This window comes from Salmonella sp. 32082101201600294FB01SM01 (assembly GCF_017572865.1).
GTDB lineage: Bacteria > Pseudomonadota > Gammaproteobacteria > Enterobacterales > Enterobacteriaceae > Salmonella > Salmonella enterica.
On sequence record NZ_JAGESB010000002.1, the window covers coordinates 468,380 to 482,458 of the forward strand.

10 protein-coding genes are annotated in these 14,079 nt (G+C 51.8%); 5 read left to right on the forward strand and 5 right to left on the reverse strand.

The window, feature by feature from the left end:
- The first annotated feature begins 29 nt into the window (after positions 1–29).
- Positions 30–1,295: a glucuronide uptake porin UidC gene (gene uidC, locus J4645_RS12025; RefSeq protein ID WP_000712677.1), complete on the forward strand. Its 1,266-nt coding sequence runs from the start codon at positions 30–32 to the stop codon at positions 1,293–1,295.
- Positions 1,296–1,374: 79 nt separating this feature from the next.
- Here uidC and J4645_RS12030 read toward each other — a convergent pair whose 3' ends face one another.
- Entirely contained in the window at positions 1,375–2,679 is a 1,305-nt protein-coding gene (locus J4645_RS12030) for an MFS transporter (protein ID WP_000784371.1), read from the reverse strand.
- Between the two features lie 404 nt (positions 2,680–3,083).
- Here J4645_RS12030 and uxuA point away from each other — a divergent pair, with 404 nt between their 5' ends.
- The 3 genes from uxuA (at position 3,084) to uxaC (ending at position 7,275) form a co-directional block, all read left to right on the forward strand.
- Positions 3,084–4,268: a mannonate dehydratase gene (gene uxuA, locus J4645_RS12035; RefSeq protein ID WP_000815491.1), complete on the forward strand. Its 1,185-nt coding sequence runs from the start codon at positions 3,084–3,086 to the stop codon at positions 4,266–4,268.
- A 110-nt stretch (positions 4,269–4,378) separates the two neighbouring features.
- Positions 4,379–5,851: a fructuronate reductase gene (locus J4645_RS12040; RefSeq protein WP_000437125.1), complete on the forward strand. Its 1,473-nt coding sequence runs from the start codon at positions 4,379–4,381 to the stop codon at positions 5,849–5,851.
- Positions 5,852–5,862: 11 nt separating this feature from the next.
- Positions 5,863–7,275, forward strand: a complete 1,413-nt coding sequence (gene uxaC / locus J4645_RS12045) for a glucuronate isomerase (protein ID WP_000190182.1) — start codon at positions 5,863–5,865, stop codon at positions 7,273–7,275.
- 299 nt (positions 7,276–7,574) lie between these two features.
- Here the strand turns inward: uxaC and J4645_RS12050 are convergent, their stop codons facing one another.
- Together J4645_RS12050 and gss are read right to left on the reverse strand one after the other, a co-directional pair.
- Positions 7,575–8,630 carry a methyl-accepting chemotaxis protein gene (locus tag J4645_RS12050; RefSeq protein ID WP_000475253.1) on the reverse strand — a complete coding sequence of 352 codons (1,056 nt, stop codon included), beginning with the start codon at positions 8,628–8,630 and terminating at the stop codon, positions 7,575–7,577.
- A 669-nt stretch (positions 8,631–9,299) separates the two neighbouring features.
- Entirely contained in the window at positions 9,300–11,156 is a 1,857-nt protein-coding gene (gene gss / locus J4645_RS12055; protein ID WP_000033690.1) for a bifunctional glutathionylspermidine amidase/synthase, read from the reverse strand.
- Between the two features lie 226 nt (positions 11,157–11,382).
- Between gss and yghU the strand changes: the two genes are divergently transcribed.
- Positions 11,383–12,249 carry a glutathione-dependent disulfide-bond oxidoreductase gene (gene yghU, locus J4645_RS12060; protein WP_000774852.1) on the forward strand — a complete coding sequence of 289 codons (867 nt, stop codon included), beginning with the start codon at positions 11,383–11,385 and terminating at the stop codon, positions 12,247–12,249.
- A gap of 67 nt (positions 12,250–12,316) precedes the next feature.
- On the opposite strand, the gene J4645_RS12065 is transcribed toward yghU, so the two are convergent.
- Positions 12,317–13,027 (reverse strand): molybdate ABC transporter substrate-binding protein, encoded by a 711-nt coding sequence (locus tag J4645_RS12065; RefSeq protein WP_023136686.1) that lies wholly within the window; start codon positions 13,025–13,027, stop codon positions 12,317–12,319.
- The gene (locus tag J4645_RS12070; protein WP_023136687.1) at positions 13,027–14,079 is read right to left on the reverse strand and encodes an ABC transporter substrate-binding protein; all 1,053 of its coding nucleotides are present in this window, start codon (positions 14,077–14,079) and stop codon (positions 13,027–13,029) included. Before J4645_RS12070 ends, J4645_RS12065 begins: the two co-directional genes overlap by 1 nt.

A 14,079-nucleotide genomic window follows, 5' to 3' on the forward strand; every position in this document is an offset into this window, starting at 1 on the left:
GATAACAATAATATACAACAGGTTAAACAATGAAAAAATTCGCGAAGATAGCGGCTATTCCAATAGCAGTAGTCGCGGCCTGTCCTTCTGCCCTGGCCCTACAAATTTCTGATGATGAGTCCGCCTTACGTTTTAGACTGAAAAATGAGTTACGAAGAGCTGATAAGCCCAGCGCGGGCGCAGGCAGAGATATTTATGCCTGGGTTCAGGGTGGGTTAATTGATTTTAATAGCAGCTATTATTCACAACGGATCGGCGTCGAGGGTAGCGCGTATTATGTTTATAAACTCGGTGCTCGCGATAATATGAGTACACGCTGGTACTTAGACGGACACGAGAGTTTCGGCTATGTGCTTGGCGCAATAAAAATAAAGCCAACAGAAAATAGCCGCTTAAAAATAGGTCGTTTTGGCACCGATTATAGTTATGGCAGCCTCCCCTGGCGAATTCCACTCATCGCCAGCAGCTCACAACGCACGCTACCGACCGCTTCCGAAGGCGCGCTGGGCTACCTGGCGCTGACGCCAAATGTAGAGTTCTGGGCAATGTGGCGTACCCGCGTTTTTCAGTGGACAGACTCAACGACCGGTATTCGCAATGAAGGCGTCTACAACAGTAAAACGGGTCAATATGATCATCATCGTCCACGCGCATTTTTCGCCGCCAGCTGGCACGACGAGAGCAGCCGCTATTCCATAGGCGGCTCGCAGCAAAACGATGTCTCCCGTCAGGTACAGGGTATCTTTGAAAAACGGATACCACTAGACGATGGTTATGCCCTGAAAGGCGAGCTGCTCGGTTTTTACGCCCGGCTGGAGGGGCTAAGTCGTTCATCCACCCAGCCTAATGAGACCAGGTTGGTTAGCGCTCAGTTTACCTGGAGCGCCCCCTGGGGCAGCCTGTTTGCCAGTGGCGGCTATCTGCAACACGCCATGAACGGCGCAGTAGTCGATACCGATATTGGTTATCCCTTCTCTTTAAGCCTCGATCGCAACCGGGAAGGCATGCAGTCCTGGCAGGCGGGCGTTAATTACCGTGTTACGCCACAGCTCACCATGACATTCGCGCCTGTCGTCACGCGCGGTTATGAGTCCAGCCAGCGCGCTGTTCAAATTAAGGGGGTGGGTCTGCTGGGAGCCATAAATTATCGTATTGAAGAGGGGTCGCTAGAGGGCATGAACATTTTTCTTGCCGCTGACAAAGGGCGCGAAAAACGCGACGGTAGCGCGCTGGGCGATCGCTTGAATTACTGGGATGTGAAAATGAGCATCCAGTATGATTTTATGCTCAGGTAAGATGAAGACGGCCACCCGAAGGTGGCCGTTAGAGGCCGGTAGCGCTTTCGCTTATCAGGCCTGTGAAACCGAGACAGCTTTAGCGGTGAGACGCCAGCGGCTGTTCCGTCATTGGCGGGTGGTGCTTTTCCGGATCTTTAATCAGTACCCACAGGATGATGGCGCCGATAATATCGAACAGACTGAGTGCAATGAAGAACGGGCCGTAACCGATAATAGCGACCAACGCCCCCATAAACAGGTTGAAGCTTAACTGTCCCATCCACGCCGCAGATCCTGCCAGACCGGCAACCGTCGCGACCTCATTTTTCTTGAACAGGTCAGCGCTCATGGTAATCACGACGGTAGACAGCGTCTGGTGCGCAAAACCGCCAATACTCATCAATGCAATGGCGACATACGGGTTAGTCGTAATGCTGACAAAACCGATCGAAATCATCAAAACAGCGCCGATGGTAAAGCTACAACGACGCGCATTGATCGTGGTCATGTGCATCTTTTCCATGAAGAACTTCGCCAGGAAACCGCCTGCAACGCAGCCAAAGTCCGCCGCCAGGAACGGCAACCAGGCAAACATGGCGATCTCTTTTAACGGCAGATGCATCACGTTAATCAGATACAGCGGCATCCAGAAACTCAGCGTTCCCCATGCCGGGTCAGCCAGAAAACGGGTAATCGCCAACGCCCAGAAGTTACGCTTTTTAACGATCTCTTTAACGGCCGGTTTTTTGTTATCGTCCTGGAGATAGCTTTCCTGGCCGTCTTCGATATAACGCAGCTCTTTGTGGGTGATCCACGGGTGTTTATTTGGCGAGTTATAAATCAGGAACCAGGTGATGGCGAACAGCACGCCGATCCCACCGGTAATCACAAACGCCATTTCAGTACCGATGCCGCTATCAGCAAAGGTCAGCATCGCCCAGACCACCAGCGGCGGCGCCAGCATCGCGCCAATCGAAGTACCGATATTAAACAGCCCCCCCGCAATACCACGTTCTTTCGTCGGGAACCATTCGGCGCTGGCTTTAATCCCGGCCGGAATCGCCGACGCTTCGGTCAGCCCCATCAGACCACGCAGAAATGCCAGGCTTATCCAGCCGCCGGCCAGCGCGTGCGCCATGTTGATCAGCGACCACAACAAGGCAAAGATAAAGAAGCCGATTTTCAGTCCGATGACATCCATCAAATAGCCGGTGATCGGCTGCGCAATGGTGTAACAAAGCTGGAAGGCGCTCACCACCCAGGAATATTGTTGCTCATCAAAATGGAGTTCTTTCATCATCGCTGGCGCCGCAACGCTAAGCGAGCTACGGGACAGGTAGTTTACGATGGTCCCTACGCAGACCAGGCCGATAATCCACCATCTTAATTTTGTCATCTTCATGATAAAGCCTCGTTAAAAAACATTAGCTCCGCGCCGTCTGACCTGTAGCGGGAAAACTGAAATCACAAAAATTGGTTGACCAATCAATATTTTCTCATCCGGACCGGTCAAAATCTGGCGGCAACTCCCGCACTTAGTATTCTTGAAATAAATACATCAACTCATTTCAAGTTGAATGGTGAATGCTTTTCACCCAGCAAAAATTGACACAGATCAAATAAATAAAATTGGCAGACCGTGAATGATGATATTTGTGATTTGGTTAGCCAATTTAGACAATAAGGTTGACATGAGAAAATTTTTGGTTGAATTTAGGAGCCTGAACGGGTTTACAAAGCACGTTTCGATGTTGGCTGGCAATGGGTCAACCACGAAGACGTTATCGCAAGAAGAGGAAACGAGATATGAAACAAACCTGGCGCTGGTACGGACCTAACGACCCGGTAACGCTGTCAGATGTACGCCAGGCTGGCGCAACCGGCGTGGTAACGGCGTTACACCATATCCCGAATGGAGAAATTTGGTCGGTAGACGAGATCCAGAAACGTAAAGCAATCGTTGAAGAGGCGGGTCTGGAGTGGTCTGTGGTAGAGAGCGTACCTATCCACGAAGACATCAAAACCCACACCGGTCAGTACGATTTATGGATCAAAAACTACCAGCAAACGCTACGTAACCTGGCGCAATGCGGTATCTATACGGTTTGTTATAACTTTATGCCGGTGCTGGACTGGACACGTACGGATCTGGAATACGTATTACCGGATGGTTCCAAAGCGTTGCGTTTTGACCAGATTGAATTCGCCGCGTTCGAACTGCACATCCTGAAGCGTCCGGGAGCAGAAGCCGACTATACGGCAGAAGAGATTGCTCAGGCAGAGCGGCGTTTCGCCACCATGAGCGAGGAAGACAAAGCACGTCTGACCCGCAACATTATTGCCGGTTTACCTGGCGCGGAAGAAGGCTATACGCTGGAGCAGTTCCGTCAACACCTGGCGACGTATAAAGATATTGATAAAGCAAAACTGCGTGAACATTTTGCCTATTTCCTGAAAGCCATTATTCCGGTTGCCGACGAGGTTGGCGTGCGTATGGCCGTTCACCCTGACGATCCGCCGCGCCCTATTCTCGGCCTGCCGCGCATTGTCTCTACCATTGAAGATATGCAATGGATGGTGGAAACCGTTAATAGCATGGCGAACGGCTTCACCATGTGTACCGGATCTTACGGCGTGCGCGCCGACAACGATCTGGTTGATATGATCAAGCAATTTGGTCCGCGCATCTACTTTACGCATCTGCGTTCTACGCTGCGCGAAGAGAATCCGAAGACCTTCCACGAGGCCGCCCATTTGCACGGCGATGTGGATATGTATGAAGTCGTTAAAGCGATTGTGGAAGAAGAGCACCGTCGTAAAGCCGAAGGTAGCGACGATCTGATCCCGATGCGTCCGGACCACGGTCATCAGATGCTGGACGATCTGAAGAAGAAAACGAATCCGGGTTATTCCGCCATTGGCCGTCTGAAAGGGCTTGCGGAAGTCCGCGGCGTCGAACTGGCTATCCAGCGCGCTTTCTTTAGCAAATAACCTTCTTTCGCATGGCGCGACGCGTCATGCGATTTCCCCTACTCAATGCAATAGCAACATGCCTCGCCCCGGAGATCGCGGGCGAAGACGTCGAATGACAGGAGTTTGCAATGGAACAGAATATCGCCACCGCCCAGGTTTCCGTCGCCCGCCCAAACTGGGACAAATCACGTCTGGTATCCCGTATTGTGCATCTGGGCTGCGGGGCGTTTCACCGCGCGCACCAGGCGCTCTTTACCCATCATTTACTGGAAAAGAGCGACAGCGACTGGGGCATTTGTGAAGTGAACCTGATGCCGGGTAACGACGCGCGGCTGATCGCGAACCTGAAAGCGCAAAATCTGCTGTACACCGTTGCAGAACGCGGCGCAGAAAGTACCGAACTGAAAATTATCGGTTCAATGAAAGAAGCGCTACACCCTGAATTCGACGGTCATGCAGGGATTCTGGCGGCAATGGCGCGCCCGGAAACCGCCATCGTCTCCTTAACCGTGACCGAAAAAGGCTACTGCACCGACCCCGCCAGCGGCGAGCTTGATGTCAATAACCCGCTGATCCAAAACGATCTTGCCCATCCACAGCAGCCTAAATCCGCCATTGGCTATATTGTCGAAGCGCTAAACATGCGCCGGGAGCAAGGACTGAAAGCTTTTACCGTGCTGTCGTGTGATAACGTGCGCGAGAATGGTCACGTCGCGAAGGCTGCCGTCCTCGGTCTGGCAAAAGCTCGCGATGCCGCCCTCGCCGCATGGATTGCCGACAATGTGACCTTCCCCTGTACCATGGTTGACCGCATTGTTCCGGCGGCGACCGAAGAGACGCTACAACTGGTTGCCGACCAGTTAGGGGTTTATGATCCCTGCGCTATCGCCTGCGAACCCTTCCGCCAGTGGGTCATCGAAGATAACTTTGTGAATGGTCGCCCGGACTGGGACACCGTCGGCGCGCAATTCGTTGCAGACGTCGTACCGTTTGAGATGATGAAGCTGCGTATGCTTAACGGCAGTCACTCTTTCCTCGCCTATCTGGGTTATCTCGGCGGGTATGACACTATCGCCGATACCATGACCAACCCGGCTTACCGTCGCGCGGCGCTGGCGCTGATGCTTGATGAACAAGCGCCGACGTTGTCAATGCCGGAAGGCACCGATCTGGAAGGGTATGCGAATTTGTTGATTGCGCGTTTCACTAACCCCTCGTTGAAACACCGCACCTGGCAGATCGCGATGGATGGCAGTCAGAAACTGCCGCAGCGTTTGTTGGACCCGGTACGTCTGCACTTACAACAGGGCGATGACTATCGCCACCTGACGCTGGGCGTCGCCGGATGGATGCGTTACGTCGGCGGTGTCGATGAACAAGGTAAAACCATTGATGTCGTCGATCCGCTGCTCGCGCAGTATCAGGCGATTCATCAGCAATATCAGACGCCGGAAGAACGCGTTCGCGGGCTACTGGCCATCGAATCTATCTTTGGCAGCGACCTGCCGAAGAACCACGAATTTGTGCAAGCCGTTACCGACGCTTACCAACAGCTATTGCAGAACGGCGCGAAAGCCACGGTAGAAGCGCTGGCTAAGTAAGGAGATAAATCATGGCTACGTTTATGACTGAAGATTTTCTACTTAAAAACGACATTGCCCGCACGCTGTACCATAAATACGCCGCGCCCATGCCGATTTATGACTTCCACTGCCATTTAAGTCCGCAGGAAATCGCCGACGATCGCCGTTTCGATAACCTCGGTCAGATCTGGCTGGAAGGCGACCACTATAAATGGCGAGCGCTACGAAGCGCAGGCGTGGATGAGTCGCTGATCACCGGCAAAGAGACCAGCGATTATGAAAAATATATGGCCTGGGCCAATACCGTACCAAAAACGCTGGGCAATCCGCTGTATCACTGGACGCACCTTGAACTACGCCGTCCATTTGGCATTACAGGTACGCTGTTCGGACCGGATACCGCGGAAAGTATCTGGACGCAGTGTAATGAGAAACTGGCGACGCCGGCCTTTTCCGCGCGCGGTATTATGCAGCAGATGAATGTGCGGATGGTCGGAACCACCGACGACCCGATAGATTCTCTGGAATATCACCGCCAGATAGCCGCCGACGACAGCATTGATATTGAAGTCGCGCCAAGCTGGCGCCCCGACAAAGTTTTCAAAATCGAACTGGACGGCTTTGTCGATTACCTGAGGAAACTGGAAGCGGCGGCAGATGTCAGCATTACCCGTTTCGACGATTTACGTCAGGCGCTCACTCGCCGTCTCGACCATTTCGCCGCCTGCGGCTGTCGCGCGTCCGATCATGGCATTGAAACGCTGCGATTTGCGCCGGTGCCCGACGACGCGCAGCTTGACGCCATTCTGGGCAAACGTCTGGCTGGCGAAACGTTGAGCGAACTTGAGATCGCCCAGTTTACCACGGCGGTGCTGGTCTGGCTGGGCCGTCAGTACGCCGCGCGCGGCTGGGTGATGCAGCTACATATTGGCGCGATCCGTAATAATAATACCCGTATGTTCCGCCTGCTGGGGCCGGATACCGGCTTTGACTCCATTGGCGATAATAACATTAGCTGGGCGCTCTCCCGTTTGCTCGACAGTATGGATGTGACCAATGAACTGCCCAAGACTATCCTCTATTGCCTGAACCCACGTGATAACGAAGTCCTGGCGACCATGATCGGTAACTTCCAGGGGCCGGGAATTGCCGGAAAAGTGCAGTTTGGTTCCGGCTGGTGGTTTAACGATCAGAAAGACGGGATGCTGCGCCAATTGGAGCAACTGTCGCAAATGGGCCTGTTAAGTCAGTTTGTCGGGATGCTGACCGACTCCCGCAGTTTCCTTTCTTATACGCGACATGAATATTTCCGTCGTATTCTCTGTAACCTGCTGGGACAGTGGGCGCAGGACGGAGAGATTCCTGATGATGAAGCGATGCTAAGCCGTATGGTTCAGGATATCTGCTTCAATAATGCCCAACGTTATTTCACGATTAAATAATCGCTATTAATCTGTGAGCACAGGTTTCAGGTATTCCGAGGGGCAGGAAGGCGGTAAGAGAGTGAGAAATTTAGCAGTAACGCACTTTTCCAGCCAAAGTCTGGCCGCCGATAAAAAGCAAAGAGGTTGCTGATTAATCCCGAATCACTTACTAAGGTAAGTGATTCGGGTGAACAAACACAGCCATCTTCTGCGTCATGCTTCTTTTCTCTGTCCGGAATAACTCCAGTGCAGAAAGTGCGATACATCAGTCCTGTTGATGATGGCTCCTGTTGGTTATACGGTAATAACTCATGACTTCACAGTGTGGTTTCTTTTAACAAATCGACAGCCAGCATTTCCAGCTGGTTAACCACCTCATTACTGGATCGCTCCATTCTGTCAAGTTCTTGCGACATCGCATTCATATCGCCTGCGGCAAAATAGTTCAGCGCAGAGTGACCAGCGGTATGCACCTCTTTATGCGGCGCTTCCAGACTACGGAAACTGTAGTAATTGCTAAACTGCTGCCCTTCGAAACCATAGTACCATTTCCCCAGCCGACACTGATCGTGCATCGTTATTTTACTGTTTATGTCTTTATTTAAGAGTAATTTGTAGACTTCCATTTTCCAGATAACATGGTCAACTTTGACAATATTCAAAAACTGCACCGTAGAGATGTACTGCATGACCGATTTCATGCTCAGCGATTTATCGATGACGATGCCAATAGACTCCACAATTTGATTTATGTTAGTCGTAATATTATCAATAACCGGCTGTTGGTTATCCAGCACCTCACTCACTCTGGCCGTATTATCTTTGATTACAGAGGTTAACGTACTGACGCTTTTCGAACTGTGTTTAACATCTTCGGACAGGTTTTTCACCTCTTTCGAAATAACGCTAAAACCACGCCCGGCATCCCCTACGCGCGCGGCCTCGATCGCGGAGTTAATCGCTATCAAATTGGTCTGGTTAGCGATCTTCTGTATCTCTTTAATACACGCATTAATTTGCGTTAAGGAGGTATTTAAGTCGCCCATACGACAGCCAATATCCGATGAAGTCGTGCCAATTTCGGTGATAAATTCCACGAGCGATTTTAATGAACTTCTGGCTTTATCATTCTGTTCGTTAAGTTCATTAATGCGTTCTTTTTCAATGTTGAGCTGCTCACAGGACTTAATGATGGCATTACGAATGATATCGATCGTCGAGATCCCCATCAGAATTTTTTGACACAATATCCGCTCATAAGGCTCAGGAGTATCCACCACCACGTCAGACGCATTAGCGCCAGATTCTGCTGGCGGCGGTATTTTTACAACATTATTATTCCAGTGGCGCAAGCCTAATACTTTTTTAAACATATACCATTCTCCTTATTATATGTGGACATCCTGATCTATGCCTGGATAAAGTATTATCAACTCATGCTAACATAATGAAAAATCGGCTGTCATCTGCCATAACCATACGTTCACCAGAATAAGACAAAACGTCCACTAAACTTAAATAATTACAGAGCAAACTATTCAACAATACTATTAATAGTCATAATGGAAGTCGCTTCACTTTATACGGAAATATTATTTACAAGGCTGACAATAATAGTTGAATAATAATTAACTGCATTTACTTAGGTGTATCTATATCTCAGCCCGAAGATTGCAGACAGGGTTTAAACGCAAATTTTTGCAATAGAAAAATAACCTAACGTAAACTTTTTATATGACCAATAATATCATTTGGACTCATCAATATATTATGCTGTCCGTTTACCAACCAAACAGGCATGACCTAAATCCAAAGGGATAGGGGCGGCGTAACCAGCCGCAAAAAGTATCGAGTAGTCGAAAATCAGGAAACGGATGCGCCAACGCGGCGAGCGTCACCGCCTGCGTCAGAAAAGTTAAGAATAATTTGTGATATTATTTCTCATATGTTACCAGTAAATGTCAGGCTGACAGCCGTTCGCTGGTAAACACAACAGGCGGGATATCGGCACCAACGCCGATATCCCGACGAGAATGACCCCGTTACGCTTTGATGACGATTAACGGTTCAATATCGCTCTCTTTTTTAATGACTAATGAATCATCGCCGCGCAGGCACGTACCGCCGTAGTTACCGCCCACGGTAAACGTACAGACCTGAATATACTTCCCGGCGACCTTCGGCAGGCACCACAACTGCTGATAGATATTTTTCTGCGTGGCGAACTTGCCACTGGTTTTATCCAGGAGTTCTTCCTGATGACTCACCAAATCAATATTACTACCGCAACGTCCGGCAATCGGTTTTACCGCATAGCCGGTCTGCACCAGCTCATCGTTAACGGTAAAATCCGTGTCGAGCAAATAGCGATGATGTGGGAAGAGCGACCACAGGATGGGCAGGATCGCTTTGTTACCCGGGATCACCGTCCACAGCGGTTCAAACACCAACACTTCCGGGCGCAGTAATACATCAATCAGCCGGACTTCATTTTCCGGGTGCCCGGTACGAATAGGCACTGCGGCGTACTCCGTCTCGCTGACTTCGCGTATCTGCTCCATCGCCGTTTCCCACGCCCAGGTTTTCCAGACACAATTCACCAGCCGTCCGTCGCCATCGATCAACTGCCCGGCGTCATCCCAGCGCAACTCGCCCAGCCCGCGGAGAATTTTGCTCGCGAAGCCGGCCTGATGCAGCGCCTGCTGCATAAACTGCGCGTGATAGTCCTCCTCGATATCATCATCCTGCATGATATGGACGAAAGGACGCGCTTTACTGTGTTTCCAGGCGCCTGCCAGCTCGTTAATTAAGCCCTCTGCCGGGTTATGCCCTTTACCGGTATAGCCCTGCTCAGCCCATTTTTCGAGAATTAATCCCGCTTCGGTATGGCATGATGCGGAATCGGCATTGTATTCATAGACTTTCAGCCCGCGTTCATCCATGCAGAAATCCATACGACCGGTGATCATATGGTGACGACGGCGCTGCCAGGAGAGACGCAGGCGCGGCCAAAGAATTTTGGGGATATCGAATAGCGCCAGCAGATTATCGTCTTTTAAAACTTTGTCCGTGGCGTGCAGGTACATCAAATGCAACTCATTGGTCGCTTTGATAAGCTCCTGTTCAGCGCTCTCGGTGATGGTAAAATACTGGTACGGGTCCTGATTGATAACGTGTCCGTTCGCCTGTACATAGGCTTTTTGTAACGGATCGCGCTCATCCAACCACTGACCGTCAAACTGACCTTTCTCTGGCAGTCTTGCGCCGCGAATCGCCAGCGACTGATTCGCGATGTCAGGCTGTGACAAACTGTATTGCGTGTCGTCGGTCTGGATCATCCAGCCTAAAATCGTCGTGTCATCAAAGGTGTCGCGCAGGGTGTAACACCCGTTTTCTACGACCATTTCCAGTTCGCGAGTCCACTGCTGCCCTGGCGGCAATGGCGTGTGGATAACGTTTTGCTCAGCAATACGAATTTTGTTATCCAGGAGTTGGGTGATAATCGCGACGTGCCCGGTTTCGTTAAACTCGCCGCCCTTTTGCCAGATGAGCAGCGCCCCGGCCTCCGGCGCGCGCGGCGAACCGTTCGGGAAGGCCTGCAAAGGCAAAATATTGTCATTCACGACCTCGCGCAGAAAACGCAGCGAGAAGATTTCCCAGGCCATGCCGACGTCAGTAAAAACAACGCCATAATTCAGAAAGAGAAAACGGCGGGCAAATTCCACGCACTGCCATTTATGCCCCATGTATTCATCGTCGATGTAGCTACGAAAAGCTGCGTCGTCGTCGTCCCACGGATCGAGGGAATTGTAATCTGAAGAGTAGATCGCTACGCCGCCGGGGGCGTAACCCAATAATGTCCCGAAGGGGGCATCCTGACTGGTGGTTCCTTTGCTCATGCACTTACCTCAAAACAAGACCGCCTGAGCAGCCTGGCGTAATTTCGCTCTGATTGTCTGCTCTGTGACACTAACCGGACAGAGGTCGACATAATCATACACCTCAATAAGGCACACTGAGGCCAGAAGGTTAAAATTTCACTCGCCGGAATGTCCCAATCGGTTAAATGTCCGGTTAGCAAGCTGCTACACTGCTTCAACACCACCACTGTGAAGGCAGGTCAATATGGCAGATAATACTTATCAACCCGCAAAAGTCTGGACGTGGGATAAATCCGGCGGCGGCGCGTTCGCTAACATTAATCGCCCGGTTTCCGGCCCGACGCACGACAAAACGCTGCCCGTCGGCAAACATCCGTTACAGCTTTATTCGCTGGGGACGCCTAACGGCCAGAAAGTGACCATTATGCTGGAAGAGCTCCTGGCGCTGGGCGTGACCGGCGCCGAATATGACGCCTGGTTGATTCGCATCGGCGAGGGCGATCAGTTCTCCAGCGGCTTTGTTGACATCAATCCGAACTCAAAAATCCCGGCGCTGCGCGATAACTCACACAACCCGCCGATTCGAGTTTTTGAGTCGGGCGCAATTCTTGTTTATCTGGCGGATAAGTTTGGCCATTTCCTGCCGCAGGATCTGGCTAAGCGCACAGAAACCCTTAACTGGTTGTTCTGGCTACAGGGCGCGGCGCCGTTCCTCGGTGGCGGTTTCGGTCATTTCTATCATTATGCGCCGGTAAAAATTGAGTACGCCATTAATCGCTTCACCATGGAAGCCAAGCGTCTGCTGGACGTGCTGGATAAGCAGTTAGCTCATCACCCGTATGTCGCGGGAGAAGAGTACACTATTGCCGATATGGCCATCTGGCCGTGGTTCGGCAACGTGGTGCTGGGGAATGTCTATGATGCAGCGGAGTTTCTGGATGCCGGAAGTTATCAAAACGTACAACGCTGGGCGAAACAGGTAGCCGAACGTCCGGCGGTAAAGCGGGGGCGCATTGTCAACCGGACCAACGGCCCATTGAACGAACAGCTTCACGAACGCCATGACGCCAGCGACTTCGAAAACCATACCGAAGATAAACGTCAAAGTTAAACCATAATGCCGGATGGGGTAGTAATGTCGTCATCCGGCATGGTATTCCCTGCTGACGCTTCGCTTATCAGTTCTGCGAGCGTGTCATATGCGGCGCTTCACTAAACCCATGTTGCATGAGAATCGACCTCGCCCGTGCTGATAGTAAAAAGTCGGCAAGCGTTTTTCCCTGCTCGCTCAGGCAGGCAAAGCCATATTCAGCCACGGGATTATAAGGTTCCGGGATATCAACCACTCGCAGCGAATTAACCAGCCGTAGCCTGGGAGCATAGCTGGCATAGCCGATAAAGATATCGGTGTAATCATGATTGATGAGCCATTCCGCCGCCAGCCGGCCCGCCGGTAACGGCAAAGTCTGCCTGCCGCCAACCAGCGCTACCGCGCGTTTTCGGACCGCTTCGCCTTCCTTGCCCATCCGCGAAAAAAGCTGTTGCGTATAATCGCCGGAAGGATCGCAACCTGCTGTTGAGGTGCCGATCCGCAGATCCCGCCGGGTTAACAGCGACAGCCAGTCCTCGCCTTCACGCATCGCCTGTGCCCGCACGCTCAGACACAAACGGTTCGTCGTAAAAGGCGCGACCCGCAGCGCCCGCCCGCTTTCCAGCAGCGCCTGCGGATGCGCCAGGTTCGCCGAAGCAAAAAAGTCGCACGCTTCGCCCGCTTCGATGCGTTCACGTAACAACCCCGCCGGACCGAAATCACATACCGCATCCGCCTGAAACGCCGCCATTAGCTGCGGCCAGACGACACGCAAGCTCCCCGCAGCCAGTATTCGCATCACTGTACGCCCTGATAGTCAGTACGGTAAAAACGTTGATACCAGTCGTTAGCGGCCTTTTGCATGTCAATATCGTGGAATTTTTCCGGATAGAGTTTTTTCGCCATCCACAGTTCGCCGATTCCCACCGCCTCCGGCATCGGATATCCCCAGGCTTTGGCATAATCCGGCATCAGGTAAACCCGATGATGCTTCACCGCGTCAATGACCTGCCACTGGGGATTGTGCAGGATCTCATTGACGACCTTTGGATAGCGATTCTGGACAAAGATCACCTGTGGATCCCAGGCGATCACCTGCTCCATTGTCACCTGCTTAAAGCCTTTCACCGAGGATGCCGCTACATTCAGCGCCTCCGCATGGGCCATCATCAGACCGGTATATTTACCGGAACCGTAGGTGGTCAGCTCCGGATTCGCCATATAGGCGCGAACCCGCTCATTTTCAGGAACCGACTGCAAACGGTCGCTGACCATTTTGCGACCTTTATCCATCGCCTCAATCAGCGCTTTCGCCTCCTGCGGTTTATTGACGATATCGCCAATCAGCGTTATTCCTTCACGCAGCCCGCGGTTGTAAGCCTGCTCTTCATCGGCCAGGGTCGGGTTCATTTTAGCCTGCTCGCCAACAACATCATGGCGCAGCGAAATCGCCACCACCGGAATGCCAAGACGGCTGATCTTGTCGATCATCTCCTGTGGAGCGTAATTCGTGACAAACACCACCTGCGGGCGCAGCGCCACCAGTTTTTCAGGATCAACGTGCGTTAGATCGCCCAGCGAGGCTTTTTGCGCCAGTTCCGGCGCCAGACGCGCATAGCCGTCGCCTAATTGCTGTTTCCAGTTCGCCATGACCCCAACGATTTTGTCAGTGGCATTCATCTGTACAAGGAGATTGAGCGTTTGATGCTGGAGCACCACCACTCTGTCGACGGTGTCGGGAACCGTGACCTGGCGGCCAATTTGATCGGTAAAAGTACGCGCCGCCTGTGACATTAACGACCAGCAAAAAAGCAACGCCAGCAGAGAGAGCTGGCGCAAAAATTTATTCAT